The sequence below is a fragment of the Rhodanobacter sp. FW104-R8 genome (assembly GCF_001617365.1).
In the GTDB taxonomy this organism is placed as follows: Bacteria; Pseudomonadota; Gammaproteobacteria; order Xanthomonadales; family Rhodanobacteraceae; genus Rhodanobacter.
Window position 1 is genome coordinate 70854 of record NZ_LVJR01000018.1, and the last position, 25825, is coordinate 96678.

Annotated in this window: 22 protein-coding genes; 13 read left to right on the forward strand and 9 right to left on the reverse strand. The window is 63.5% G+C overall.

Annotated features, from left to right (window positions below):
- Nucleotides 1-51: 51 nt before the first annotated feature.
- The 7 genes from metJ to RHOFW104R8_RS04710 form a co-directional block, all read right to left on the reverse strand.
- Complete coding sequence (metJ, locus tag RHOFW104R8_RS17990) at nt 52-576, reverse strand: met regulon transcriptional regulator MetJ (protein ID WP_082823529.1); 525 nt, start codon at nt 574-576, stop codon at nt 52-54.
- Between the two features lie 54 nt (nt 577-630).
- A complete protein-coding gene (locus RHOFW104R8_RS17280) occupies nt 631-822 on the reverse strand; it encodes a hypothetical protein (protein WP_153021640.1) in 192 nt (63 codons plus the stop codon).
- A 417-nt stretch (nt 823-1239) separates the two neighbouring features.
- Nucleotides 1240-1635, reverse strand: a complete 396-nt coding sequence (gene gcvH, locus RHOFW104R8_RS04690) for a glycine cleavage system protein GcvH (RefSeq protein WP_068090861.1) — start codon at nt 1633-1635, stop codon at nt 1240-1242.
- Nucleotides 1636-1726: 91 nt separating this feature from the next.
- Nucleotides 1727-2827, reverse strand: coding sequence for a glycine cleavage system aminomethyltransferase GcvT (gene gcvT / locus RHOFW104R8_RS04695; protein WP_068090859.1), 1101 nt, complete (start codon nt 2825-2827; stop codon nt 1727-1729).
- A gap of 88 nt (nt 2828-2915) precedes the next feature.
- Nucleotides 2916-4790, reverse strand: a complete 1875-nt coding sequence (cysC, locus tag RHOFW104R8_RS04700; RefSeq protein WP_068090857.1) for an adenylyl-sulfate kinase — start codon at nt 4788-4790, stop codon at nt 2916-2918.
- Nucleotides 4790-5707 carry a sulfate adenylyltransferase subunit CysD gene (cysD, locus tag RHOFW104R8_RS04705; RefSeq protein ID WP_068090854.1) on the reverse strand — a complete coding sequence of 306 codons (918 nt, stop codon included), beginning with the start codon at nt 5705-5707 and terminating at the stop codon, nt 4790-4792. Before cysD ends, cysC begins: the two co-directional genes overlap by 1 nt.
- A gap of 214 nt (nt 5708-5921) precedes the next feature.
- Nucleotides 5922-7319, reverse strand: a complete 1398-nt coding sequence (locus RHOFW104R8_RS04710) for an amidase (RefSeq protein ID WP_068090852.1) — start codon at nt 7317-7319, stop codon at nt 5922-5924.
- 99 nt (nt 7320-7418) lie between these two features.
- Between RHOFW104R8_RS04710 and RHOFW104R8_RS04715 the strand changes: the two genes are divergently transcribed.
- The 13 genes from RHOFW104R8_RS04715 to RHOFW104R8_RS17285 all read left to right on the forward strand — a co-directional run bounded on the left by RHOFW104R8_RS04715 (nt 7419) and on the right by RHOFW104R8_RS17285 (nt 23657).
- The gene (locus RHOFW104R8_RS04715) at nt 7419-9095 is read left to right on the forward strand and encodes an electron transfer flavoprotein-ubiquinone oxidoreductase (RefSeq protein WP_255373060.1); all 1677 of its coding nucleotides are present in this window, start codon (nt 7419-7421) and stop codon (nt 9093-9095) included.
- On the forward strand, nt 9092-11194 hold the full coding sequence (locus tag RHOFW104R8_RS04720) for a glycosyltransferase (protein ID WP_343123769.1): 2103 nt from the start codon (nt 9092-9094) through the stop codon (nt 11192-11194). Before RHOFW104R8_RS04715 ends, RHOFW104R8_RS04720 begins: the two co-directional genes overlap by 4 nt.
- Before the next feature lie 348 nt (nt 11195-11542).
- Nucleotides 11543-11830, forward strand: a complete 288-nt coding sequence (locus RHOFW104R8_RS04725; protein WP_068090972.1) for a DUF6516 family protein — start codon at nt 11543-11545, stop codon at nt 11828-11830.
- On the forward strand, nt 11827-12168 hold the full coding sequence (locus RHOFW104R8_RS04730; RefSeq protein ID WP_068098599.1) for a transcriptional regulator: 342 nt from the start codon (nt 11827-11829) through the stop codon (nt 12166-12168). Before RHOFW104R8_RS04725 ends, RHOFW104R8_RS04730 begins: the two co-directional genes overlap by 4 nt.
- A 338-nt stretch (nt 12169-12506) precedes the next feature.
- Nucleotides 12507-14567 carry a glycoside hydrolase family 99-like domain-containing protein gene (locus RHOFW104R8_RS04735; RefSeq protein ID WP_068090847.1) on the forward strand — a complete coding sequence of 687 codons (2061 nt, stop codon included), beginning with the start codon at nt 12507-12509 and terminating at the stop codon, nt 14565-14567.
- 117 nt (nt 14568-14684) lie between these two features.
- Nucleotides 14685-15431, forward strand: coding sequence for an electron transfer flavoprotein subunit beta/FixA family protein (locus RHOFW104R8_RS04740; RefSeq protein WP_068090845.1), 747 nt, complete (start codon nt 14685-14687; stop codon nt 15429-15431).
- Between the two features lie 112 nt (nt 15432-15543).
- Nucleotides 15544-16485: an electron transfer flavoprotein subunit alpha/FixB family protein gene (locus RHOFW104R8_RS04745; RefSeq protein ID WP_068090842.1), complete on the forward strand. Its 942-nt coding sequence runs from the start codon at nt 15544-15546 to the stop codon at nt 16483-16485.
- A 117-nt stretch (nt 16486-16602) separates the two neighbouring features.
- Nucleotides 16603-18027: a UbiA family prenyltransferase gene (locus RHOFW104R8_RS04750; protein ID WP_068090841.1), complete on the forward strand. Its 1425-nt coding sequence runs from the start codon at nt 16603-16605 to the stop codon at nt 18025-18027.
- Between the two features lie 52 nt (nt 18028-18079).
- Nucleotides 18080-20317 carry a hypothetical protein gene (locus RHOFW104R8_RS04755; protein ID WP_153021639.1) on the forward strand — a complete coding sequence of 746 codons (2238 nt, stop codon included), beginning with the start codon at nt 18080-18082 and terminating at the stop codon, nt 20315-20317.
- Nucleotides 20317-20676: an EamA family transporter gene (locus RHOFW104R8_RS04760; protein WP_068090837.1), complete on the forward strand. Its 360-nt coding sequence runs from the start codon at nt 20317-20319 to the stop codon at nt 20674-20676. The genes RHOFW104R8_RS04755 and RHOFW104R8_RS04760 overlap by 1 nt, the downstream gene beginning before the upstream one ends.
- A 26-nt stretch (nt 20677-20702) precedes the next feature.
- Nucleotides 20703-21815, forward strand: coding sequence for a glycosyltransferase family 4 protein (locus tag RHOFW104R8_RS04765; RefSeq protein ID WP_068090836.1), 1113 nt, complete (start codon nt 20703-20705; stop codon nt 21813-21815).
- A 277-nt stretch (nt 21816-22092) separates the two neighbouring features.
- Nucleotides 22093-22818, forward strand: coding sequence for a class I SAM-dependent methyltransferase (locus RHOFW104R8_RS16880; protein WP_082823530.1), 726 nt, complete (start codon nt 22093-22095; stop codon nt 22816-22818).
- 257 nt (nt 22819-23075) lie between these two features.
- Nucleotides 23076-23657, forward strand: coding sequence for a hypothetical protein (locus RHOFW104R8_RS17285; protein WP_153021638.1), 582 nt, complete (start codon nt 23076-23078; stop codon nt 23655-23657).
- 65 nt (nt 23658-23722) lie between these two features.
- Here the strand turns inward: RHOFW104R8_RS17285 and RHOFW104R8_RS04775 are convergent, their stop codons facing one another.
- Nucleotides 23723-25063, reverse strand: coding sequence for a phosphomannomutase/phosphoglucomutase (locus tag RHOFW104R8_RS04775; protein WP_068090970.1), 1341 nt, complete (start codon nt 25061-25063; stop codon nt 23723-23725).
- A gap of 110 nt (nt 25064-25173) precedes the next feature.
- A partial coding sequence (locus tag RHOFW104R8_RS04780; protein WP_082823532.1) for a GDP-mannose 4,6-dehydratase occupies nt 25174-25825 on the reverse strand: 652 nt, incomplete at its 5' end.

Consider the following 25825-nt stretch of genomic DNA (forward strand, 5'->3'; position numbering starts at 1 on the left):
CGCGGGGAGAGAAGTCGATAACTTGTCTAATTGTATGGTGACGCGTGTGGCTTACTTCTTCGCTTTCGCGGTCCGGGTGGCTTTCACCACCTTGGCCGGTGCAGCCTTCTTCGCAGCAGCCTTCTTCGCAACCTTCTTCACGGCAGCCTTCTTGGCGGCCGCCGGCTTCTTGGCAGCAGCCTTCTTGGCGGCCGGCTTCTTGGCAACCTTCCTCGCAGCCTTCTTGGCGGCCGGCTTCTTGGCAACCGGCTTCTTCGCGGCGGCCTTCTTCACGGCGGGTTTCTTGGCGGCGGCCTTCTTGGCGGCCGGTTTCTTTGCAGCGGATTTCTTGGCAGTGGCCATGGTTCGTCTTAGCTCCTCATCAGTTGGCAGTGGTTGCCCAGTAAAAGCGTGCAGGAACGCTTCGACCAACAAGTCGCTGTTGGTAGCGTGCCGAAGATTGTTCACCTGGCGGTGGGTACGTAAATCAGAAAGTCGCCGCAGCACATGCAACGGAATCGAGACGGTGATCTTGCGTACTGCATTGGCCTTTTCACCGTGCTCGACATACGGCTTGATGAATTTCGTTGTCGCCATAAAAACACATTCCCCGTGATCTGTTGCGAAAGCTATCCCCGAAGATTTCGGCTGTCAATTGATTTCAGCCATGAAATCAATCCGCTCCAGCCCACCCAGGGCAGGTCGAAAACCCGGTCCGGCAAGGCTTTCGGGGTAATGCGCCGACATTATGTTTGGACGTCTATACGTCCAAACATAATCATCCATAAAACAAGGCATGCCCTTGAAACCCTTGCAGCGCAATGCTTTTCGGGCATTCGCCATGTTTCGCTTCAAAAAGCGCGCTGCGGGACACGTTCGCAAAACGAGGCGCGCCACGGGGTATCCGACCGCATTCCACAGATGAACGGAACGCGACTGGAGGCGCCTGGAACGGCATCCAGGCACGGCAAAAAAAATCTGCCGCCGGGGGCGGAACCCTCGCCGACGACACCTCGGGCGGCGGGCGACGGCACCGGTCCGGCACGGCTCGCGCTCCGATTCGCCGCGACGCGACGGCCATATGTGCATCGACGAAGGTCCGCGCGCACCCCCGGACATCGAGGCGATGGCATCGCCGTGCGCGGGAAGGAATTCGTTTCGCGCGCTCGGCATCCGCCGGAAGCGCGGCGATGGCGTCGTCGCCGAAAACGACGCCGGCCGCACATGGCGGCCGGCGGGGTCACGCGGGAGGGCGGTGGCTCAGTGGTCTTCGTTCTCGACCAGTTCCCCGTACTCGTTCGCGTCGAGCAGCTCGTCGAGCTCGGCGCGGTCGCTGGGGCGCACCAGGAAGATCCAGCCTTCGCCGAAGGCGTCCTCGTTGATGGTCTCGGGCTTGTCGTTGAGCAGTTCGTTGACCGCGACGACTTCGCCGGACACCGGCGAGTAGATGTCCGAGGCGGCCTTCACCGACTCGACCACGGCCGCGCCGACGCCGGCCTTCACGGCGGAGCCGATTTCCGGCAGCTCCACGTAGACCAGGTCGCCCAGCTGGTCCTGCGCGTGGTCGGAGATGCCCACCCGGACCAGGCCGTCGTCTTCGGCGCGGGCCCACTCGTGGGATTTGAGGAATTTCAGATCGCCGGGAATCTCGCTCATGATCGGGGTCCAGTCGTTGGGTTGGGTCGGGGTACAGGCGGAGATTCTAGCCACATCCGCCGTCGGAAAAACGTGTCGCGCGGGGCGCCGCTCAGATCCCTTCGCAGGGCTTGCCGTCGCGCACGAACGGGTACTTCACCAGGCGCACCGGCACCTCGCGGCCGCGGATGTCCACGCGGATCGCGCCCGGCTCGCCCACGGGGATGCGCGCGAACGCCACCGCCTTGTCGAGGGTCGGCGCGAAGCTGCCGGAAAGGATCTCGCCATCGCCGTTCGCGGTGAGCACCTTCTGGCCGTGGCGCAGCACGCCCTTCTCGTCCAGCACCAGGCCCACCATCACGCGCTTCACGCCGGCGGCCTTCTGCGCCTCCAGCACCTTGCGGCCGACGAAATCGCGGCCCTCGTCCAGCGCGATGGTCCAGCCGAGGTTGGCCTCCCACGGCGACACGCCCTCGTCCATGTCCTGGCCGTAGAGGTTCATGCCGGCTTCCAGCCGCAACGTGTCGCGCGCGCCGAGGCCGGCCGGCTTCACGCCGGCGGCGGCCAGCGCTTCCCACAGCGCCACGGCGTGTTCGGCCGGCACGATGATCTCGAAACCGTCCTCGCCGGTGTAGCCGGTGCGCGCCACGAACAGCGGCATGCCGTGCGGCCCCTGCGCGGCGGCGGCGGCGAACTTGCCCAGCTTCTCGATACGCGGGCGGTCCACCTCGTGCAGCAGGCCCAGCACCTTCGCGCGGGCGTTGGGGCCCTGCACCGCGATCATCGCGAACTCGGGGCGCTCCTTCACCTGCACGTCGAAGGCCTTGGCCTGCTGCTCGATCCAGGCCAGGTCCTTGGCGCGGGTGGCGGCGTTCACCACCAGCCGGTAGAACTCGTCGCCGAGGAAGTACACGATGAGGTCGTCGATCACCCCGCCCTGCCCGTTCAGCATGCACGAGTACAGCGCCTTGCCGTGCGCCTTGAGCTTGTCCACGCTGTTGGCCAGCAGGTGGCGCAGGAAGTCCCTCGTGCGCGCGCCGTGCAGGTCGATCACGGTCATGTGCGAGACGTCGAACATGCCGGCATCGCGGCGCACCGCGTGATGCTCCTCGATCTGCGAGCCGTAGTTGATCGGCATGTCCCAGCCGCCGAAGTCGACCATGCGCGCCCCGAGCGCGCGGTGGGTGGCGTTGAGTACGGTTTTCTCGGTCATCGCGGAGGTCGCCTGGCGGGGGAAGTCCCGCATTATCGCCGCCGGCCCCGAGCAATCCAAGCGGTGCGCGGCCGTTGGCCGCGGCGCGTCAGCCGTCCGCGCCGCCGTCGAACGTGGCCACGATGCGCGCCACCACCTGTTCGGCCAGCTCCTCCGACCGCCCCGCGCCCGCCAGGTGGATGTCCGGCGCCTCGGGGCGCTCGTACGGCGCGTCGATGCCGGTGAAGTTGCGGATCGCGCCCGCGCGCGCCTTGCGGTAGAGGCCCTTGGGGTCGCGCCGTTCGCATTCCTCCAGCGGCGTGTCGACGAACACCTCCATGAACTCCGCGGCGGCAAACAGCTCGCGCGCCGACTGCCGCTCGCTGCGGTACGGCGAGATCACGCTGACCAGCACGATCAGCCCGGCGTCGACCATCAGGTGCGCCACCTCGGCGATGCGGCGGATGTTCTCCACGCGATCCTCCGGGGTGAAGCCCAGGTCGCGGTTGATGCCGTGGCGCACGTTGTCGCCGTCGAGCAGGTAGGTGTGGCAGCCCAGCGCATGCAGGCGCCGCTCGACCAGGTTGGCGATGGTGGACTTGCCGGCGCCGGACAGGCCGGTGAACCACAAGCACAGCGGCTGCTGCCCCTTGCTGGCGGCGCGCACGGACTTGTCGATGTCGACATGCTGCCAGTGCACGTTGGCCGAGCGGCCCAGCGCGAAGTCCAGCATGCCGCAGGCCACCGTGGCGTTGCTCTGGCGGTCGATCAGGATGAAGCCGCCCAGCGTGCGGTTGTCCGCATAGGCCTCGAACGCGACCTCCTCGTCCAGGCCGAGCGTGCAGTAGCCCACCTCGTTGAGTTCCAGGTGGCGCGCGGCCAGCCGCGCCTGGCTGTTCACGTCCACCTTGTGCTTGATCGCCATCACCCGCGCGTTGACCGTGCGCGTGCCGAGCTTCAGCCAGTAGGCGCGATTGGGCAGCAGCGCGCTGTCGCCCAGCCACAGCAGGTGGCAGGTGAACTGGTCGGCCACCGGCGCCGGGCGCAACGCGTCGGCGATCACGTCGCCGCGGCTGGCGTCCAGCTCGCGGTCCAGGCACAGCGTCACCGCCTGGCCGTCGCCCGCGCTGTCCAGGTCGCCGTCGGCGGTGACGATGCGCTCGATGCGCGCGCGCTGCACGCCGGGCTGCACCACCACCTCGTCGCCGCGCGCCACGCGGCCGCCGCAGATCGTGCCGGCGTAGCCGCGGAACGACTGGTCGGGCCGGTTCACCCACTGCACCGGCATGCGGAAATCCACCGCCCGGGCGGGCGCTGCGTCGGCCGATTCCAGCAGCTCCAGCAGGCTGGGGCCGCGGTACCAGGGCATGCGCGCGGAGCGCGCGCCCACGTTGTCGCCGCCCGGCGCGATCACCGGCAGGCATGCCACGCTGGCGATGCCCAGCGTCTGCGCCAGCGCCCGGTAAGCTTCGCTGATCCCGCGGTAGACGGCCTCGTCGCCATCGACCAGGTCCATCTTGTTCACCGCCAGCACCACCTGGCGGATGCCGAGCAGGCTGCATATATAAGTGTGCCGGCGGGTCTGCGGCAGCAGGCCCTTGCGCGCGTCCACCAGCACCACCGCGAGTTCCGCGTTGGAGGCGCCGGTGGCCATGTTGCGCGTGTACTGCTCGTGGCCGGGGCAGTCGGCCACGATGAAGCTGCGCCGCGCGGTGTGGAAGTAGCGGTAGGCCACGTCGATGGTGATGCCCTGCTCGCGTTCGGCGTCCAGCCCGTCGGTGAGCAGGGCGAAGTCCAGCGCGTCGCCGGCATCGGCATGCAGCCGGCGGCTGTCGCGCGCCAGCGCGGCGAGCTGGTCCTCCGGCACCGTGCCGGCGTCGTACAGCAGGCGGCCGAGCAGGGTGCTCTTGCCGTCGTCCACGCTGCCGCAGGTGATGAAGCGCAGCAGGCCCTTGCCGGCATCGGTCGTGGTCGGTGCGCCCATCAGAAATAGCCCTCCTGCTTCTTGCGCTCCATCGAGGCGGTGGGGTCGTGGTCGATCACCCGGCCCTGCCGCTCGGAGCTGCGCGAGTCGGCCATTTCCCGGATGATCTTGTCCAGCGTGTCGGCGCCGGATTCCACCGCGCCGGTGAGCGGGTAGCAGCCCAGCGTGCGGAAGCGCACCTCGCGCATTTCCACCGTCTCGCCCTCGCGCAGGGCGAGGCGTTCGTCGTCCACCATGATCAGCGCGCCGTCGCGAGCCACCACCGGGCGCGGCTTGGCGAAGTACAGCGGCACCACCGGGATGTTCTCGCGGCGGATGTACAGCCACACGTCCATCTCGGTCCAGTTGGACAGCGGGAACACCCGCACGCTCTCGCCCCGGCGGATCTGCGTGTTGAAGGTGTGCCAGAACTCCGGGCGCTGGCGCTTCGGATCCCAGCGGTGCTGCGCGTTGCGGAACGAGAACACGCGCTCCTTGGCGCGCGACTTCTCCTCGTCGCGGCGGGCGCCGCCGATGGCCGCGTCGAAGCCGTAGCGGTCCAGCGCCTGCTTCAGCGCCTGGGTCTTCATCACGTCGGTATGCACGGTGGCGCCGTGGACGAGCGGCGAAATGCCCTGGCGCACGCCCTCCTCGTTGATGTGCACCAGCACCTGCACGTCGCCGGCCGCCGCCACCCGGTCGCGGAACGCGATCATCTCGCGGAATTTCCAGGTGGTGTCCACGTGCAGCAGCGGCAGCGGCGGCTTCGCCGGGTAGAACGCCTTGCGCAGCAGGTGCAGCAGCACCGAGGAATCCTTGCCGATCGAATACAGCATCACCGGATGGCGGAAGCTGGCCGCCACCTCGCGGAAGATGTGGATGCTTTCCGCCTCGAGATCGTCCAGGTGCGAATGCGTTGGCGCGTTGTCTGTACTCATGCGTGGAACCCGAGCTGGTCTTGCGCGGACGCGCCATCGCGCGCCGGTCATCCGGTCATGTTACGCGATCCCCGACGGGGTTCCGAAATAACCTCGGCGCGACAGGCCGTGCGCGCACGGCATATGCCCCGCGGCAGGATCGCCGAAAAGGCCGCGCCCTGCCGCCGCCCTGGCGCACGCCGGGACAACGCGGCCGCAAGTGGCCGGGGCGCCCTCAGGCGATCGCCGGATACACCGGTTCCGCGTCCAGCGTGGCCGCGCACACCGCGGCCAGTTCCAGCAGGCGCAGGTCCGAGCCGCGGGCGCCGACCAGTTGCAGGCCCACCGGCATGCCGTTCGGCAACGTGCCCATCGGCAGGCTCACCGCGGGGCAACCGGCCAGGCTGGCGAAGCTGGTGAGGTCGCCCTGGTTGTCCGGCACCGGGTCGTCCAGCGGGAACGCGCCCTGCGGCGTGGTGGGCAGCACCAGCACGTCGACCTGGGCGAACAGCCGGCGCATCTTCAGCGTGGCCGCGTCGAGCACGCGGTCGGCCCGCGCGTAGTCGGCCGCACTCTTGCCGGCGGCGTAGCCGAGCAGGCGGCGGAAGTGCTCCGAGACCGGGCGCTCGGTGCTGGCCAGGTCCGCGGCGAACGTGCCGAGCATCTCCGCCTCCATCAGCAGCAGGCCGGCACGGCGGGTACGGGCGAAATCCCAGTCGGCGAAGTCGACCGTGCGCAGCTCGCCCAGCGCGTGCGGCAGCTTCGCCAGCGCCGCTTCGAACACCTCGATCACGTCCGGCTGCACGCCCAGCGCGGCGAGATCGGGCAGCAGGCCGGTGCGCAGGTTGCCCGGCTCCCAGTCCGGCAGCGCGAACGCCACCCGGCGCCGGCGCGAGCGCGCGTCGTCGGCGTCGTAGCCGGCCAGCACCTGCAGCAGCACGGTGAGGTCGTCGGGGCTGCGCGCCAGCAGGCCCACCGCGTCGAGCCGGCGCGCGGCCGGCAGCATGCCGCGGGTGGAAATCTCGCCGTGGGTGGGCTTCAGCGCGTACACGCCGCAATAGCTGGCCGGGATGCGGATCGAGCCGAGGCTGTCCGAACCGACCGCCGCCACCGCCAGCCCCGCGGCCACCGCCGCCGCGGCGCCGCCGGAGGAACCGCCGGCGGTGCAGCCGTGGCGATACGGGTTGTGGGTGGCGCCGAAATGCGGATTGTCGGTGACCGCGCCCAGCGCGCCCTCGTCCATGTTGGTCTTGCCCAGCAGCATCGCGCCGGAGGCGCGCAGCCGCGCCACCACGTGGGCGTCCTCCTGCACCGGCCGGCCGCGGCCGGGCAGGCCGGCCCGGGTGGGCCAGCCGGCGATGTCGAAGTTGTCCTTCAGCGCGATCGGGATGCCGTCCAGCCGACCGATCACGCCGTCGCGGCGGCGCCGTTCGGCCAGTTCCGCCTGGTCCTGCAGCAGGCCGGAGCGCTGATCGACGTAGGCATGCAGTTCGGGATCGATCCGCTCGATCGCCTGCTGGTAGACATCGGCCAGCGCCTGCGGCTGCACCCGGCCCACCGCCAGCCAGTGCAGCAACTGGCACAGCGAGGCACGGCGCAGGTCGAGGTCGGCGATCGGCGGCATCGAATTCATGGACACTCCCTCGGGTTGCCCCGATTATCGCCGCGCCCGATGAATCGATTGCAAGCGGTAGCGCAGCACGCGTTGCCGCCCGCCACCCGAAAACGGACAATGGCGGCTTGGCCCATACTCACACGCACGGCAACCGCCCGCGCCTCCACCAGGGAATCCGCCATGAGCGAACGCGAAACCATGGAATACGACGTCGTCGTGGTCGGCGCCGGTCCGGCCGGCCTGTCGTTCGCGATCCGTCTGAAGCAGCTGAAGCCAGAGGTGAGCGTGTGCGTGATCGAGAAAGCCTCGACCGTCGGCGCGCAGATCCTCTCCGGCGCAGTGATCGAGCCGCAGCCGCTGGACGCGCTGCTGCCCGGCTGGCGCGCCAATCCGCCGCCGATCTGCGTGCCGGCCGGCGAGGACGAGTTCTGGCTGCTCAGCAAGACTGGCGGGCGCAAGCTGCCGGTGGTGCCGCCGGGCATGCGCAACCACGGCAACTTCATCGTCTCGCTGGGCGCCATGTGCGCGTGGCTGGCGCCGCAGGCCGAGGCGCTGGGCGTGGACGTGTTCCCCGGCTTCGCCGCTGCCGACAACATCTACAACGAGGACGGTTCGGTCGCCGGCGTGCGCATCGGCGACATGGGCGTGGCGAAGGACGGCACGCACAAGAGCGGCTACACCCAGGGCATCGACATCAAGGCCAAGGTCACCGTGCTGGCCGAAGGCGCGCGCGGCAGCCTCACCAAGCAGCTGATCAAGCGCTATGCGCTGGACAAGGACAGCGATCCGCAGGGCTACTCGATCGGCATCAAGGAGCTGTGGCAGCTGCCGCTCGGCCGCGTCACCCCGGGCAAGATCGTGCACAGCTTCGGCTGGCCCGCCGACACGCATACTTATGGCGGCAGCTTCATGTACCACCTGGACCAGGACCGCATCGCGCTGGGCTACGTCAGCGGGCTCGACTACAGCGACCCGAACTACCAGCCGTGGGAAGCGTTCCAGCAGTGGAAGAACCACCCGATGAACCTGCCGCTGCTGGAAGGCGGCACGATCCTCTCCGCCGGCGCGCGCGCGATCGTCACCGGCGGCTGGCAGTCGCTGCCGAAATGCGAGATGCCCGGCGCGCTGCTGATCGGCGACACCGCCGGCCTGCTCAACGTGCCGAAGGTGAAAGGCACCCACCAGGCGATCCGCAGCGGCATGCTCGCCGCCGAACACCTGGTTGCGAACGCGCTGGACCCGGCCGGCTTCGACGCGAAGCTGCGCGGCTCGGACGCGATGGCCGAGCTGAAGAAGGTGCGCAACATCAAGCCCGCGTTCAAGAAGGGGCTGTGGTTCGGCATGCTCAACGCCGCGTGGGAAACCGTTACCGGCGGGCTCTCACCGTGGACGCTGAGGAACAAGCCCGACTGGTCCTCGCTGCACAAGCTCGGCCAGCAGGAGGAGCCGAAGCGCGACTACGTGCAGCGCACGCTGCCGCCGCGCGACCGCCTGGCTGGCGTCTACTTCGCCGCCACCGAGCACGACGAAGACCAGCCCGTGCACCTCAAGGTGGCCGACACCGACATCTGCGCCACCAAGTGCGTCGAGGAATACGACAACCCCTGCACCCGCTTCTGCCCCGCCAACGTCTACGAGATGGTCGCAGACGTCAGCGCGCCGCACGGCAAGCGCCTGCAGATCAATTCCGCCAACTGCGTGCACTGCAAGACCTGCGACATCAAGGACCCGTACGAAATCATCACCTGGGTCACGCCGGAAGGCGGCTCCGGGCCGAATTACCAGAACCTTTGAGTGGCAGGAGCAGTCCGCTGATCGGCAACCTGCACTGGCGACTCAAGCGCCTGGGCTACCTGTGGCAGCGCACGCGCGGCAGCCTCGCGCTGCGCGGCTGGCGCGGTACGCTGGCGCGCATGCGGCAGGAGTTCCAGTCGCGCCCCGAGCTGGACGAGGCCCTGGCGCTGCTGCCGCTGGATGAACCGTTCGCGCCATTCGCGCTGCCGCTCAGCGACCGGCCGCAGGTGTCGGTGATCATCCCGGTTCACGGCGAGCTCGCCCATACCCTCGCCTGCCTGCGCTCGCTGGTGCGGCATGGCGCGCAGGCGCCGTTCGAGGTGATCGTGGTGGACGATGCCTCGCCGGACGCCAGCGCCGCCACGCTGGCACAGGTCGGCGGCCTGCACCTGCTGCGCAATGCCGCCAACCTCGGCTTCATCGGCAGCTGCAACGCCGGCGCTGCCGCGGCCCGCGGCGAGTTCCTGCTGTTCCTCAACAACGACACCCAGGTCACGCCCGGCTGGCTGGACGCGCTGCTCAACTGCTTCGCCGAGCGCGCCGACTGCGGCATCGCCGGCAGCCGGCTGGTCTACCCGGACGGGCGCCTGCAGGAAGCCGGCGGCCTGGTGTTTGCCGACGGCAGCTGCTGGACCACCGGCCGCTTCGAACCGCGCGACGTGCCGCTGTTCCGCTGCCGCCGCGAGGTCGACTACGTCTCCGGCGCCTCGCTGCTGATCCGCCGCGAAGTGTTCCGGCGCGTCGGCGGCTTCGACGCACGCTACGCGCCGGCCTACTACGAGGATGCCGACCTGGCGTTCGCGGTGCGCCGGCTCGGCCTGCGCGTGTACTACGAACCGGCCAGCACGGTGATCCATTGCGAGGGCATCAGCGCCGGCACCGACCTCGACCGCGGCATGAAGCGCCACCAGCGGCCCAACCGGGCGAAGTTCGCCGCCAAATGGACGACCGAACTCGCCGCCCAGCCGCCCGCCGGCACGCCGCTCGAGCGCGCGATCCGCTGGCGCCGGCGCGGCCGCGTGCTGGTGGTGGACGCGATGGCGCCGGAGCCTGCGCGCGACTCCGGCTCGCTGCGCCTGTGCGCGATCCTGCGCCTGCTCGACGAGCAGGGCTGGAGCACCGCCTTCCGGCCTGACGACGGCCGCGCCAGCCCGGCGGAGATCGACGCGCTCGGCGCACTGGGCTGCGAAGTGTTGTGCAAGCCGTGGGTGGCGGACCTGCCGCGCTGGCTGCGCGAGCATGGCGGCGAACTGCGCGCGGTGATCCTGTGCCGTCACACCGTCGCCGGCCAGTACGCCGGGCTGGTGCGCCGGCATGCGCCGCAGGCGAAGCTGCTGTTCGACACGGTAGACCTGCACTTCCTGCGCGAACGGCGCGCCGCCGAACTCGGCGGCAGCACCCTCATGGCCCGCCAGGCCGAAGCCGCCCGCCGCAGCGAACTGGCGCTGATCGAACAGGCCGACGTCAGCTTCGTGGTCAGCCCGCACGAACAATCGCTGCTGGCGCGGCTGTTGCCGCAGGCACGGGTGGAACTGCTGTCCAACATCCACGAGGTGCACGGCTGCCGGCACCCATACGCGGGGCGCCGCGACCTGGTCTTCATCGGGGGCTACGGCCACCCGCCGAACAGCGACGCGATCCGCTGGATCGCCGGCGAGATCCTGCCGAAGCTGCGCGAGGCGCTGCCCGACATCCGCGTGCACGTGCTCGGCGACATGCCGGACACGGCACGACACGAGCTGGCCACGCCGGGTCTCGAATTCCACGGCCGCGTGGCCGAACTGGCGCCCTGGCTGGACCACTGCCTCGCCACGCTGGCGCCGTTGCGTTTCGGCGCCGGCGTGAAGGGCAAGATCAACATGTCGATGAGCCACGGCGTGCCGGTGATCGCTACCACCATCGCGGTGGAGGGCATGCGATTGACTGACGGCACGAACGTGCTGGTGGCCGACGACGCCAGCGCCTACGCCAACGCCGTCCAGCGGCTGCAGCACGACGAGACGGTCTGGCGGCAACTCTCCGAACATGGTCTGGACAACGTGCAACAGCACTTCTCCGCCGCCGCCGCCGCGGCCACCCTGCATCGCGCGCTGGATTGACTGCGCGTACCGGCGAGGTTGATCAGCCGTACCGCTCCGCCATGATCAGTGTTCCGTTGGGGAACCTCGAATAACCCTGCTCCAAGCTCGTCATCCCAGCGAATGCTGGGCTCCAGCGCCCCCAAGCCATTGAAGCACGGGGGCACTGGATTCCAGCTTTCGCTGGAATGACGCTTCGTGGGAGGTTTTTCGAGGTTCCCTGAATTCCTGCCTTCGCAGGAATGACGGTGGTTATTCGAGGCTCCCGTTGGTGATCAGAACCGCGTGCGCTGGCCGATCCCATGATCTTGTCCGCTTCAGTGTTGGTGCATTTGACAACACCCTGTATGTGTTGGTATGTTCTCCAACATGAAAGCCAAACTGCTGCTCCGCGAGCGCCAAAGCCTGACGGAAACAGCGTTCATTGAGGCTGTCATTTGGCACGTGTCCAGGCCAGTGTCCGGCAGTGACCATGACTACAAGTACAGCTTGTTGCTGGTTGCTGAAGGTGTTTGCGTACTGCGATATGACAACGAAGCTGGCAAAGGCGACCACAAGCATGTTGCCAGTCACGAAGTGACCTATCGCTTCATCGACTTGTCCACGCTGCAAACCGATTTCTGGAACGACGTTGAAGCGTGGAGGGCAGAGCAATGAAAACAGTGACGCTCGGTGTTTCTTCAGTTGAGGCAACCAAGCGGCGAATGGCCGCCGCTTTTCAGGGCGAGGCGCAGGGCACGTTCATTTCGTTCACATCGATTGAACTGCTCTGGAAAGTGCTGACCGCCAAACGATGGGAAATCCTGCATGCCATGACAGGTCAAGGTGAGCTGGCGATCCGCGAGGTGGCCCGCCGTGTCGGCCGCGATGTCAAAGCTGTTCATGGCGATGTGACGGCCCTCGTCCATGCTGGCGTACTTGAACGATCGGGCGATGGGGTATCGTTTCCCTACGACGCCGTGCATGTCGATTTCACTCTGCGCAAAGCAGCGTAGCCACACACGTTTTCTGACGATCCGGCCGGCAGCGCGGCGGGTGATCACGGTGCGTCGAAACTCTGATCATTTCTCACCAGTGGGAGTCTCGAATAACCTCCGTCGCCCCAGCGAAAGCTGGGGCCCAGTGCCTTCAAGCCATCGAAAAGCAAAGGCACTGGATGACTCGCTGCGCTCGCCCCTCCGGGGCCGCCTTGCAGGTGTTCTGCGCGCTGCGCGCTTGTCCTGCTTTCGCAGGAATGACGGGGAAAATGGGGTTATTCGAGGCTCACCAGCGCACGCGATTGACCACAGTCGTGCCAACCGCGATGCTCCGGCATCACCACTGATAGACCGCCATGCCCCTCCGCGACTTCGCCAAACGCTGTCTGTTCACCGTGCTGCGCACCGGCTTCCGGCTGACTCCGATGCCGGTTGCCACGCGCGACCGGCTGCGCCAGCGCTTTCTGGATCGACACGCGGATCTGCTGCCACGGGGGCCACGCGGGCAGCTCACCGCCTCGTTACAGGTCGAGCGCCGCCCGCGTACCCATGCCGCCGGGCGCGCGATCGGTTTCGTATCCCGGCGCAGCGGCGCGCTGCCGACGCCGCTGCCTGCCACCGTGGTGGCGTTCTACCTGCCGCAGTTCCACCCGATCCCGGAGAACGACGCGTGGTGGGGCGAGGGCTTCACCGAGTGGCACAACGTGACGCGCGCGTTGCCGCAGTTCGAGGGCCACCAGCAGCCACGCCTGCCTAGCGAGCTGGGCTTCTACGACCTGCGCCTGGCCGACACGATGCGCCGGCAGATGCAGCTCGCGCGCGAGTATGGCATCGGCGCGTTCTGCAGCTACTTCTACTGGTTCGCCGGCAAGACCTTGCTGGAAACGCCACTGCAGCAATGGCTGGCTGACCCCACGCTCGACCTGCCGCTGTGCCTATGCTGGGCCAACGAAAACTGGTCGCGGCGCTGGGACGGCCGCGCCGACGACATCCTGATCGGCCAGCGGCACAGCCCCACCGACGACCTCGCCTTCATCGAACACGTCTCACGCTACCTCGCCGACCCACGCTATCTGCGCGTGGACGGCAAGCCGCTGTTGCTGGTCTACCGCCCGGGACTGTTGCCAGATCCGAAGGTGACCGCCGCGCGCTGGCGCGAATGGTGCCGCGCCAACGGCATCGGCGAGATCCATCTTGCCTACGTGCAGAGTTTCGACCGGGTCGACCCGCGCACGATCGACTTCGACGCCGCGGTGGAATTCCCGCCGAACAACACCACGCCCGCGCCGATCACCGCGCGGCAGCACCTGCTCAACCCGGACTATCGCGGCGACGTGCACGACTGGCGCGAGCTGGCGCGGCAGTCGATGGCGCAGCCCGAGCCCGCCTATCCGCGCTACCCAGGCGTCAACCCGGGCTGGGACAACGAGCCACGGCGCAGCGGCCGCGGCCGCGTGTTCGCGCATGCCTCGCCGCGCGGCTACCGCGACTGGCTGCGGCACGCCATTGGTGTCGCGCAGCGGCGCTTTCCGGCACAGCCGCTGGTGTTCGTCAACGCCTGGAACGAATGGGCCGAAGGCGCCGTGCTGGAACCAGATACCAGGCTCGGCCACGCCTGGCTGGAGGCCACCCGCGCCGCGCTGCGGCCGGAACCGGCCGCCGATACGCGCCCCTGCGCGGTGATCCACGTCTGGTATCCCGAACTGCTGGACGAACTGGTGGCGGCGCTGCGCGCCAGCGGCATCGACTGGCGCGTCGTGATCACCACTGCCCACGAGCGTGAACAGGCCGTGCGCGAACGGGCGGCGCAGCTAGGCCTCGACGCCGAGATCGACGTGTTCGAGAACCGCGGCCGCGACATCCTGCCATTCCTGCACGTGGCCAGCCGCCTGCTCGACGAAGGCGTGGCAACCGTGCTGAAACTGCATGGCAAGCGTTCCACCCATCGCGAGGACGGCGAGACCTGGCGCCGCGAACTGCTCGACAAGCTACTCGCGCCCGAGCGCGCCGCGCGCATCGTGGCGGCCTTCCACGACGATGCCAAACTGGGATTGGTGCACGCCGAAGGTCATCGACAACCACTCGTCGAATACATGGGAGCGAATCAAGCCAACGTCGAATACCTCGCTCGTCGCTTTGGCATCCCCGCATCGCAGATTGAGTACGACAACTTCATCGTCGGCAGCATGTTCTGGTTGCGTCCGGCGGCCTTACGCTCGCTACTGGATGCCCATCTCCGTGTGGAGGAATTCGAGCCCGAGGCCGGCCAACTCGACGGCACCCTTGCCCATGCCATCGAACGCGTGTTCAGCCTCACCGCCAGCGCCAGTGACTTCAGCACGGTCAGCGCGGCCACTCTGCTTGGCCTCGCCGAAGCGGTGCCCGCGCCATACCCGTATGCGCGGCGCAGCGGTTGACCGCCTTCGCCGCGTCGCAACGCCGCAGAACCACCCATTTCATACGATTGCTTGATGCCGGATAGAATGGGCATTCCCGCGCCCCGGCAGGGGCTGCCATGAGTCAAGGAATCGTTGATGAAAATTCTGGTCGGCTACAAGCGCGTCGTGGACTACAACGTGCGCATCCAGGTCAAGCCTGACGGCACCGGCGTGGTCACCGACGGCGTCAAGTTGTCCGCCAACCCGTTCGACGACATCGCGCTGGAAGAGGCGCTGCGCCTGCGCGAAAAAGGCGTGGCCGAGGAAGTGGTGGTGGTCGGCATCGGCCCGGCCGATCTCACCGCGCACCTGCGCAACGGCCTGGCGATGGGCGCGAACCGCGCCATCCACGTGGTCGCCGCCGATGCCGTGCAGCCGCTGACCGCCGCCCGCGTGTTCCTCAAGCTGGTCGAGAAGGAGCAGCCCGGGCTGGTGATCCTGGGCAAGCAGGCGATCGACGACGACGCCAACCAGACCGGCCAGATGCTCGCCGCGCTGTGGGACCGCCCGCAGGCCACGTTCGCCAGCAAGGTCGACATCGCCGGCGGCAAGGCCACGGTGACCCGCGAGGTCGATGCCGGCCTGGAAGTGATCGAGGCGGAACTGCCGGCGGTGATCACCACCGACCTGCGCCTCAACGAGCCGCGCTTCATCAAGCTGCCCGACATCATGAAGGCGAAGTCCAAGCCGATCGACACGATCGAGTTCGGTTCGCTCGGTGTCGAGGCGCACGACCACCTGAAGACCACGCACTATGCCGCGCCGGCCAAGCGCAGCAAGGGCGTGATGGTGAAGGACGCCGCCGAGCTGGTCGCCGCGCTGAAACAGAAAGGCCTGCTGTAACCCCATTCCTGTATGTAGGAGCCCGCTTGCGGGCGATGCTCTTTCTTTCGAGACCCAGAGCAGGAGCATCGCCCGCAAGCGGGCTCCTACAACAAAAGCTTCGGAGACACACATGAGCAAGATCCTGGTCATCGCCGAACACCTCGGCGGCAAACTCAACTCCTCCACCGCACGCGCCGTGAGCGCCGCCACTGCGGTGAAAGGCGAAGCGATCGACGTACTGGTGCTGGCCGACAGCGTCGACGCGATTGCCTCCGAAGCGGCGAAGATCGACGGCGTGAGCCGCGTGCTCACCGTCGCCCGCCCCGAGAACGCTCATCCACTGGCCGCCATCCTGGCGCCGCAGATCGCCAAGGCCGCTGCCGGCTACAGCCATGTATTCGTGCCCTCCACCACGTTCGGCAAGGACGTCGCCCCCCGCGTCGCCGCCCTGCTCGGCGTTGCCCAGGTCAGCGACGTGATGAGCGTCGAGGCTGCTCACACGTTCAAGCGCCCGATCTACGCCGGCAACGCGATCATCACCGTCGAGGCCGACACCGCCCATACCGTGGTCGCCACGATCCGCTCGGCCTCGTGGCCGGCCGCCGCCACTGGCGCCAGCAGCGCACCGGTCGAGGCGCTGGCCGTCGACGCCGCGCTGCCCACGCATACCCGCTTCGTCGAGCTGAAGCAGGGCAGCAGCGATCGCCCCGACCTGCAGAGCGCCAGCAAGGTCGTTTCCGGCGGCCGAGGCGTCGGCTCGAAGGAGAACTTCGACATCATCTTCAAGTTCGCCGACAGGATCGGCGCCGCCGTCGGGGCCTCGCGCGCCGCCGTCGACGCCGGCTACGTGCCCAGCGACCTGCAGGTCGGCCAGACCGGCAAGATCATCGCCCCCGAGCTGTACATGGCCATCGGCATTTCCGGCGCCATCCAGCATCTCACCGGCATCAAGGACGCTGGTACCATCGTGGCGATCAATAAGGATGGCGAGGCGCCGATCTTCGAGATTGCGGATTTCGGATTGGTGGGGGATCTGTTCAAGATCATTCCGGAATTAGAGAGCTTGCTCTGACGAAGAGTCTAGAGAATTAATTGTCGCGCAAACAAGTGCGGCCCTACTGACGATAAAGCACAACTGCACGAGACGCGCTGCTTCAGCAACCGTGTGAGATGGGGGATATTCGAATACATGGAAAACACAACGCGCCCTCTATGTGTCGACCTTGACGGAACCCTCATATACTCGGATCTCCTGATTGAGTCGGCACTTTCGCTACTGAAGAAAAATCCTTTCTTTATCTTCGCAATGCTGTTCTGGCTAACCAAAGGACGCGCCAACCTCAAGCGTCAGATCGCTGTCAGAGTTACGCTTAATACGGCATTGTTGCCTTACAACCTCGAACTGCTCGCCTGGTTAAAAACCGAAGCATGCCTACGACCATTGGTGTTGGTAACCGCATCAGACATTTTATTCGCGAATGCAGTCGCCAGCGAAGTCGGTTTATTCGGTGACATCATAGCCAGTGATGGCGAGACAAACCTATCCGGGACGAAAAAGGCACGGTTATTGTGTGACCTTTATGGTGATCGCCAATTCGATTACGCAGGCAATGAGCACATCGATCTCAAGGTTTGGGCCCACAGCCACACCGCTATTGTTGCGAGCGACCGGAGCACACTTCGACAGCGAGCCTCAATGCTTGCTGATAAAACCGTGTTCTTCGCGGGGCGGAAGCAATCGACACATCAATGGATCAGGGCACTACGTCTGCATCAATGGATCAAGAACCTCCTTGTATTCATTCCACTGCTGGCAGCACATCGCGTGTTCGAAAGTGCCGCGATCCAAGGGGCAGTCATCGCTTTCATATCGTTCGGCCTGTGCGCTTCAGGCGTGTATTTGCTGAACGATCTGCTCGATCTTACCGCTGATCGAGCGCACCACACGAAGAGAAACCGCCCGTTCGCAGCGGGGCGCTTGGATCTGAAAACAGGTATCCTCGCGATCCCCGTATTGACAGCGTCTTCGATAGCACTCGCGGCCATTTTTTTGCCCAGCCACTTCCTGTGGGTTCTGCTGATCTACCTCCTCACAACGGTCACCTACTCCTTCAAGCTCAAACGAGTCCAGTTACTCGACGTTGTGACGCTTGCTGGCCTTTATACGATCCGTATCATTGCCGGTACAGTCGCCATTGTAAGCCTGCTTTCGTTCTGGCTGCTGGCATTTTCAGTCTTCATTTTCCTGAGCCTGGCCGTCCTGAAGCGTTGCATCGAGCTCGACGCTGCCAGGGAACGTGGGCTCATCGATATTCCAGGTCGAGCCTATCGCCCGGATGATCTATCGGTGTTGCAGCCAATGGGCGTGGCTAGTGGCTATCTAAGCGTGCTTGTGCTCGCGCTTTACATCAACAGCTCGGCGAGCGAAACGCTCTACCACCATCCGCAATTTCTCTGGCTTGTCTGCCCTTGCTTGCTGTATTGGGTTAGTCGTGCCTGGTTCGTCGCTCATCGCGGCAAGATGGTCGACGACCCGATCGTCTTTGCCGTTCGTGATCGAACGAGCCAGATTACGCTTGCGATTGCGGGGATACTGATATTCCTGTCTCTTTGACTCCCAGCACTACGTCGAGCGTTATCACCATTCCTGGTACTGAATAATGTCCATGGCGTACCTCCTGCTCGACGCTGCGATTTGTATCGTCGGCCTGTTTTTTATTGGCTACCCACTAACCCGACTCAGTCACGCCATCAAGGGGGCAGAGCGGCTAGCGTGGGCACTGATACTCGGTATTTGCGCAATGATCGTCTTTGTGCGCACGATCAACAGCTTGGCAGCTATCGACAAGGCCGTGCCATTCATTGCTGTCGCCATTGCTGGCTGGCTTGCGTACCACTGGCGCAAGAAGACCCTACGCGATCTATGTATTGGCGATCTTCGGGCACTCAACCTGATCATGAGCCTCTGCTGGTTCGCTGCGCTAATGCTGCTCGTCATCACCTTGAATTATCCAGTGCTAAAGCACCATGCGCTGGTCTTCGAGGCCTCGCCCAATCACGACGCGATTTACTACATAACGAACGCTCGCTGGATGCTGGGCCATAGCTTCGACGAGACGGTAACCTACAGCGCCAACGAGCCCTTATTCTGGATATCGAGGTTGTTTTTTGGCGAAGCACCGCCACTCGGTCGCGTCGGAGCGGAGGGCCTTCTTGCGTTTGTGAGTGCGCTCACCGGTCAAGATCCCCTGGCACATTTCCAAGCCATGCAGGCGGTTGCCATGATTGCCGGCGCCGCAGTGAGTACCCTGCTGCTACCGCGCCCGATCACCGCGTTGATCATACGTCCCACGTTATCCGGGCTGCTGATCGTCATGTCGGTCGTGTTTGCTCCAGCCTTCATTCAGATCGCGATCAACTCGAGCTTTGCCAACGCGTATGGGATAGTCATCATGACGGCGTTCGCCCTGATCTCGCTGCGCAGCCCCACGCGTGGCCTAGACATCCTGCAGCCGCTACTTTTCGCAGGCGTCCTCGCAACCTACCCCGAACTGTCGCCCATCGGCCTCGTGATCATCGGCGGCGCGCTCTTGTTTGAGCTGATCTTGCGGAGTCAGCCGTTCAAAGAAGTGTTTGCTCGCGGCATGCGGGTACTGGCAGCTGTCGTAATCGCAGTGATCGCGTTGCCATGGATATCAATCATCGCCTTGATGGCGCTGAAATATGTCTACTTCGCCGCCAGCACGCAGGGGAATTCCTGGCCGGATCCCTACGCCGGGCTCAACCCCCTGCAGCTGCCGCTGGCCGTGTTTACGACAAGTCGATCACTCGCCAGCATCGTGCCAGGAGCATTCAACATCCTCATCGCGGCGATCCTCTGCTTGGCCTTCGCCCGATCCGTTCGGCGCTCGCGGGACACTGCCCTGTCCCTAGGTGTCACACTTGCTCTGATCATTTTCCTCGGCTACATTTTTTATAAGGATTTTAACTACGGAAAACTGAAGATTCTCGAATATTTTTCGCTTTTCCTGGCGCCGTCCCTGATCGTAGCATGCGGCTTTACCGTCACCGATACCAGCCGTAGCAAATTGGATAAACTGGTGTCTTATGCCGCCCTGCTCGGCCTCGTTTGCGTGAATGTCGGTGCGTCCTATCTGCTACTGAAACAAGGCATGCACACAGCAGACAAGAAATATATCGCCAAAGATTTTGTCGACGCCGTGAAAGCTGCAGACAACCTGCCTGGTTACCATTATCTTGCAGCTCGATTTACAACAGAGCCGTTCTTTTATTCCATGTGGGTGTCTTATTTCTCCCACGAGCCCGTCGTCTTTTCCAAATATTTTGGAACGGGTGGTTACATGCAGCCATTCACCGACGAGCATCCGGCAGCACCTTATGACACTGCCCCTACAGCAATTGTCGATGAAAGAGCCTTCTCATCCTCGGTGTTCGGGGCAAAGGTACTGGGCCGTTACGGTCGGTTCCTGCTACTCGATCAGAGGAACAGCAGCCAACTGTCGTCAACGAATCTTTACGCCAATGAGGGCGGCTGGTCCTGGATGGGTAAACAGCTCGTCCTTGATATCAGTGGGGACAATGCCCGATTCGTGGATCTGGCGCTATCCAATCGATTCGCTCCCGAAGGCGCTACCGAGAAAATCTCGATTACGATCGACAGCAGGCATTGCGAATTTCTAGGCTCCACGACATCGAATAAGCTGTCACTCGCCATACCCGAAGGGCCACACCATCAAGTGACGATCGTACCAATGGGCCGCGCCGTCAGCCCGAGCATCCTAGGCCAGTCAAACGATGATCGCATTCTGACCTACCAAGTATCAAAACTCGCATTGTCGACCGATGCCACGTTCCAACCTGTAACATGCGGGAGTGCACCTTAATGCCTTTGCTTATCCTACTGTCGATGGTTTTTTTCGGTGCTTTGCTAAGCGCCATAGGCGGCATCTTCCTCAAGCTGGGTGCCACGCGCTTGGCGCCAATTCATGGTATGTTCGATCTATTTGCGATTCTGCTTAACTGGCGCATCATGGCCGGATTGACGCTGTATTTCATCCCTGCAGTGATCTGGATTTTGCTGCTGCGGAAAGTTGAACTTAGCCTGCTCCAGCCGCTTATGTCGATCGTATATGTCATCACACCGCTGCTGGCGGTTTATTTCTTGGACGAACACGTATCCGCTTCGCGCTGGGCCGGGATCGCGGTCATCGTGATCGGCGTAGTCATGATTTCGAGGTCGTGATGGCATCCCGTAAACGCATACTTCTCGTGCTGAGCTACTACCACCCTTACATAAGCGGCATATCAGAATACGCGAAAATGCTCGCCGAGGGCCTGGCGCAACATCATGACATCACCGTGTTAACGGGGCGGCACCTGGACACGCTACCCACTAGGGAAGAAATCGGCGGCGTTACGATCGTTCGCGCCAAACCGCTTCTGTTCATGCATAAGGGCTATATAAGCCTCGATCTAGCCCTGCAGTTCCGGCGTCTTGCACGCGCTGCGGATGTCATCAACTTTCATCTGCCCATGCTCGATGCAGCCTGGCTCACGCACCTGGCACCGCGCTGCGCACGCTTCATCACGACTTACCAGTGCGATGTCCAGCCAGTTGGTGGCTGGATCGACCGACTTGCAGTTGGCGCAGTCAATCTGGGATCCCGAACGTGCATCCGTCGTTCGGAAAAGGTCGTCGCGCTGTCTCATGATTATGCCGCCGGATCGAACATTCTGAGTGGCGAAACCGTCCCCATTGCCGAAGGCTACGCTCCTATCAAGGACATGGGGCTCCCGGCCTCAGCAAGGATTGGCGACGACGGGGCGTTCCCGGTTATCGGTTTCCTTGGTCGATTCGTGGCCGAGAAAGGCATTGACGTTCTCATTCGTGCCTTTGAACGTGTGCGCTTGCGCTACCCCTCTGCCCGATTGCTGTTAGGTGGCGACTACAAGACAGTTGCCGGCGGTTCGATCTATCCTCAGCTCAAGGCAAGCATCGACGCTCTCGGCGACCGTGTCGAGCTGCTTGGTCGCATCGAAGAAGCCGATCTGCCGAACTTCTACGCACGTCTGGATGTATTCGTACTACCGAGCATCAATGCCTATGAGGCGTTCGGGATGGTGCAGGTCGAGGCAATGCTGGCGGGAGTTCCCGCTGTTGCCAGCGACATGCGCGGGGTCAGGGTGCCGGTCCAGCTGACCGGCGTCGGTAGCCTGGCTCCGCCCGGCTCCGACGATGGCCTGGCCACAGCAATCGTCGATGCCATCGCCCCTGAGCAGCGTTGCGACCGGGAAACAGTGCGCCAGACCGCTCTGAAAATATTTTCTAATCAGGCATTTATAGAACGCTACCTTGCTCTGATTGACTCTGACGCAACCTAATGCGTTGGAAAACAGTTCTCCCGCTTGGCGGCAACTGAACCCCTGTTTGATGGGCACTTGGCCCCCTGCTCTCGCTGGTAGCGATATACAATCGGAAGCCGAGAAGTAAATATATTCCTTTGTGGATTACGCACTAGCTGGGGAACGTTGACACGATACCTCCCGAACTGATTGAAGTGCAGCCAAGTAGCTATTAGGCCAAGACGATATCGTAGGATGTTATTGATGTTTATGGCCACACTTACTCCCGGTAGATTTTGCCAAAGGATGACACCTGATGATTGAATCCACGCTTGGTTATGACAACTCGTATTATCAGGGTAATCAGCAAGATCGTGATCGACCCGCCTTGGCGCTCTACCAACGCCTTGTTCGACGATATATCCCCCCCGGCCCCGTCGTTGATTTTGGCTGCGGCATGGGGCATTTGCTTAAACGTCTCGGCAGAGACCGCGTCGCTGCCGGAGTCGAAGCAAGCGAATGGGCCTCTGTGGCATCGCGGCAAAACTGTCCCGCGTCCACGGTCTACCGTTCGCTCGACGAAATCCCGACCGCCGCCTATGCCGGAATAGTTTCAATCCATGTAGTCGAGCACATCGAAGACGAAGGCTTGGCCGCCGTATTGGCGCAATTCAAGCGTATCCTGCAGCCCGGCGGCCGTCTTCTGATCGTTACGCCGGACGCTACCGGCTGGGCCTCGCGGACCAAGGGTACGGCTTGGCTCGCGCTGACCGATCCGACCCACATCAATCTGAAAGGTCACGCCGCATGGCGTCAGCTGTTTCTGGACCACGGATTCACAGTCCTGAAAGAAGCGGCAGATGGGCTTTACGACTTCCCTTATCCACCCAGGAAATCCAGGCTCATCGACATAGCCTTGCGCGGTTGGCCAACGATTGTCCAGTTCATTGCCGGCCGCTTGCTGTTAAAAGCAGGCACTGGCGAATCGGTAATTTTCCTGCTCGGCCACCTCGCGTCAAATACGTCGCATGAAACCGTATAAGGGTCGGGTCAATAGCACTGGACTACGGAGTGCATTGCACTCGCCCGGGCTTGTCCAAGGGTGTCATTCATCGTCCGCACAACCTCACCATGGTACCTTCGGAACCGATTGAAGTGCGGACCGGCAGGCAGTTACCTGGCTAGGCTCACGTCATCCACCGGTGATGTCCACGGACGAACCCGTGGAAACAGCAGCATCCGCTCTGAATGTAGCTCTCCCGTGATCTTTTTGAACGCCCACTACTTGAGGAAACCGACATGCTTTCGATGCGCAACGCCCTTGGCACCCTTGCACTTGCCTCAACGCTTGCGCTTGGTGCCTGCAGTTCAAGTCAGGAAGGCTCCGATCAGCAGTCGAAGGCTTCGACTGCCAGTCCCATGCCGTCGGCCCCAGCGGCGACGCTCACCGCTGATCAGGTGAACGTAAAACTCACTCTGCAAGGTGAGCCGGTTCTCACGGCGGACGGGCAGAACATCGCCGTAACCGTGGACTTGGCAAATAGCGGCAAGACCTTGTTGACTTCGTCCGGCAGCAATCCGGTCAACCTCGGAGCACACAGCGTGGATGCCAATGGGAAGATCATCAACAACGACTTGGTACATGCCGCCCTTCCGGACATTGCCCCCGGCACCTCGACTGCCGTGACCATTCTCCTGCCGGTGGCTGGAATAGTGAACGAGAGTGCACAAATCCTTCCTGTTCAGGAAGGTGTGGCCTGGTTTGATACCTGGGGCACCAAACCATTGACGGTCGGCCCGTTCAACAGCTGCAAAAATACCGCTGAAGGTGCGATCTGCAACGCTGATGGCAAGCCACTTGCCACGACCCCAGCCCACTGAAGTTGCCCACTGAAATCGTTTGCTGCATGAGGAGGGCCTGCACTCCCCCCTCCTCATGCATACCTTCATGCCGTAATCAACAAGCGTAGCTCTGCAGTCTTTTCGACAAGCAGTTTCGTATCACCGCGAGTCTCGACGTTGAGCCTGAGCAATGGTTCTGTATTGGAGGAGCGCACGTTGAAGCGCCAGTTCGCGAACTCCAGACTGAGTCCATCAGTACGATCCTCCGCCTGGGCTTCTGCGACGTAACGATCATGCAGCCGCTGCACCACCAGCTCAGCATCACGCACCTCGAAGTTGATCTCACCGCTGCATGGATACTTGGCGATGCGCTGCTCCACCATCTTGGCCAATGTCATCCCCGTCTTGCTGATGCGCTCGGCGATAAGCAACCACGGAATCATGCCTGAGTCGCAATAGGCAAAGTCTCGGAAGTAGTGATGCGCACTCATCTCACCGCCGTAGACCGCATCCTCGATGCGCATCCGCTCCTTGATGAACGCGTGTCCAGTCTTGCTCAGGACAGGTACGCCACCAGCGGTCCGGACCATATCAATGGTGTTCCAGGTCAGTCGCGGATCGTGAATGATCTTTCCGCCAGGACACTTCTCCAATAGTTGAGCGGCAAGCAGACCAACCAGGTAATAGCCTTCGATAAAATGACCGGCGGCATCGAAAAAGAAGCATCGATCGAAATCGCCGTCCCATGCAATGCCAAAGTCGGCACCGTGGATACGTACCGCCTCCGCTGTCGCAGCTCGGTTTTCCGGCAGGAGGGGGTTAGGTATGCCATGAGGAAAAGTTCCATCAGGCTCATGATGAATACGCACAAACTGGAACGGCAAATGCGAGGCAAGCTCGTCGACGACAATACCCGCACCGCCGTTGCCGGCGTTGACGACGATTTTCAACGGGCGCAGCGCTGTACGGTCAACATAACCAAGTAGATGCTCGATATAGGCGGACTTGTCGGCATCCGCCCGAATCGTGCCTGCAGTGGCATGGTGAGCGAATGAAACCGACTCGACCAATCGCTGGATGTCCTTGAGCCCGGTGTCCCCACTGATCGGTCGGGCATCTTCGCGGATCAGCTTCATGCCGTTGTAATCCATTGGATTGTGGCTGGCCGTAACCATGATGCCCCCGCCCGTACCACGATGGGCGGTCTGAAAATAGACCTCTTCAGTGCCGCACAATCCGATATCAATGACATCCGCACCGGCATTATTCAGGCCACGCATGAGCGCCATCGCCAAGGCAGGGCTGTTCAGTCGCACGTCCCAGCCGACCACCACATCTGTCGGCTGAAGAATCTGCGCGAATGAACGGCCGATACGATAGGCGACATCCTCGTTCAGCTCATCCGGAACACGACCACGGATATCGTAAGCCTTGAAACATTTCATCATAGATAAAAATCCTGGCACTCGAAACGAAGCCGGTGCATACCTTGGTCACCCAGCCGTTCTTTCGTAAACGAAGTACTGTCATCCATGGCATATCCTGTCCGTTGCCATCAGATGGTGGGCTGACCCGAATACTGCCAAGCAAGTGTCTGTAACAATGTGTTCTGCGCATGCCACCCGGTCAAAGTCACCAACTGAGCATGCGATCCAACCAGACGCGCAACCTCATTACTGCGCACAAAGGCAGGGTTGACGCGAACCTCGATCCGATAACCGGCAATCTCGGCCATCATGTCGAGCACATCCCCCAGCGAGTAGCCGACGCCAGAGCAGATATTCAGGGTCTGGCCCACTGGCGATGTCTTCACGATCGCCGCATAAGCTTTGGCCACGTCGCGCACGTCGCTGAAATCGCGAGCCACCAGTGTATTGCCAAGCTCGATCACGCGATCACCACGCTTGAAATGGTCGACGATCTTGGGTATCAGGAATTGCGTGGATTGCCCGATGCCGGTGTAATTGAAAGGCCGCGTGATCACGATCGGCAAGCGATCCATCCACAGTCGCGCCATGTGTTCCATGGCTAGCTTGCTCACCGCATAGTCATTTGCAGGAGCTGACGGCGTATCCTCGGTGATCGGCTCGACATGCGCGTTGCCATAGATGTTGGCACTGCTTGCCAACACCACGATTTCAGGCCGGCGAGGGGCCTGCGCCAGCGCTTCCAGCAGGTTGCGCGTTCCCAGCACATTGACGCGATAG

What these genes read in the sequence shown, in the direction of transcription:
- RHOFW104R8_RS04745 (WP_068090842.1), top strand. Translation starts at nt 15,544, where the DNA reads ATGAGCAAGATCCTGGTCATCGCCGAACACCTCGGCGGCAAACTCAAC.
- RHOFW104R8_RS17285 (WP_153021638.1), top strand. Translation starts at nt 23,076, where the DNA reads ATGCTTTCGATGCGCAACGCCCTTGGCACCCTTGCACTTGCCTCAACG.
- cysC (WP_068090857.1), bottom strand. Translation starts at nt 4,790, where the DNA reads ATGGGCGCACCGACCACGACCGATGCCGGCAAGGGCCTGCTGCGCTTC.
- RHOFW104R8_RS17280 (WP_153021640.1), bottom strand. Translation starts at nt 822, where the DNA reads ATGGCGAATGCCCGAAAAGCATTGCGCTGCAAGGGTTTCAAGGGCATG.
- RHOFW104R8_RS04730 (WP_068098599.1), top strand. Translation starts at nt 11,827, where the DNA reads ATGAAAACAGTGACGCTCGGTGTTTCTTCAGTTGAGGCAACCAAGCGG.
- gcvH (WP_068090861.1), bottom strand. Translation starts at nt 1,635, where the DNA reads ATGAGCGAGATTCCCGGCGATCTGAAATTCCTCAAATCCCACGAGTGG.
- RHOFW104R8_RS04760 (WP_068090837.1), top strand. Translation starts at nt 20,317, where the DNA reads ATGCCTTTGCTTATCCTACTGTCGATGGTTTTTTTCGGTGCTTTGCTA.
- RHOFW104R8_RS16880 (WP_082823530.1), top strand. Translation starts at nt 22,093, where the DNA reads ATGATTGAATCCACGCTTGGTTATGACAACTCGTATTATCAGGGTAAT.
- RHOFW104R8_RS04725 (WP_068090972.1), top strand. Translation starts at nt 11,543, where the DNA reads ATGAAAGCCAAACTGCTGCTCCGCGAGCGCCAAAGCCTGACGGAAACA.
- RHOFW104R8_RS04735 (WP_068090847.1), top strand. Translation starts at nt 12,507, where the DNA reads ATGCCCCTCCGCGACTTCGCCAAACGCTGTCTGTTCACCGTGCTGCGC.
- gcvT (WP_068090859.1), bottom strand. Translation starts at nt 2,827, where the DNA reads ATGACCGAGAAAACCGTACTCAACGCCACCCACCGCGCGCTCGGGGCG.
- RHOFW104R8_RS04740 (WP_068090845.1), top strand. Translation starts at nt 14,685, where the DNA reads ATGAAAATTCTGGTCGGCTACAAGCGCGTCGTGGACTACAACGTGCGC.
- RHOFW104R8_RS04775 (WP_068090970.1), bottom strand. Translation starts at nt 25,063, where the DNA reads ATGAAATGTTTCAAGGCTTACGATATCCGTGGTCGTGTTCCGGATGAG.
- RHOFW104R8_RS04715 (WP_255373060.1), top strand. Translation starts at nt 7,419, where the DNA reads ATGGCGGCTTGGCCCATACTCACACGCACGGCAACCGCCCGCGCCTCC.
- metJ (WP_082823529.1), bottom strand. Translation starts at nt 576, where the DNA reads ATGGCGACAACGAAATTCATCAAGCCGTATGTCGAGCACGGTGAAAAG.
- RHOFW104R8_RS04710 (WP_068090852.1), bottom strand. Translation starts at nt 7,319, where the DNA reads ATGAATTCGATGCCGCCGATCGCCGACCTCGACCTGCGCCGTGCCTCG.
- cysD (WP_068090854.1), bottom strand. Translation starts at nt 5,707, where the DNA reads ATGAGTACAGACAACGCGCCAACGCATTCGCACCTGGACGATCTCGAG.
- RHOFW104R8_RS04750 (WP_068090841.1), top strand. Translation starts at nt 16,603, where the DNA reads ATGGAAAACACAACGCGCCCTCTATGTGTCGACCTTGACGGAACCCTC.
- RHOFW104R8_RS04755 (WP_153021639.1), top strand. Translation starts at nt 18,080, where the DNA reads ATGGCGTACCTCCTGCTCGACGCTGCGATTTGTATCGTCGGCCTGTTT.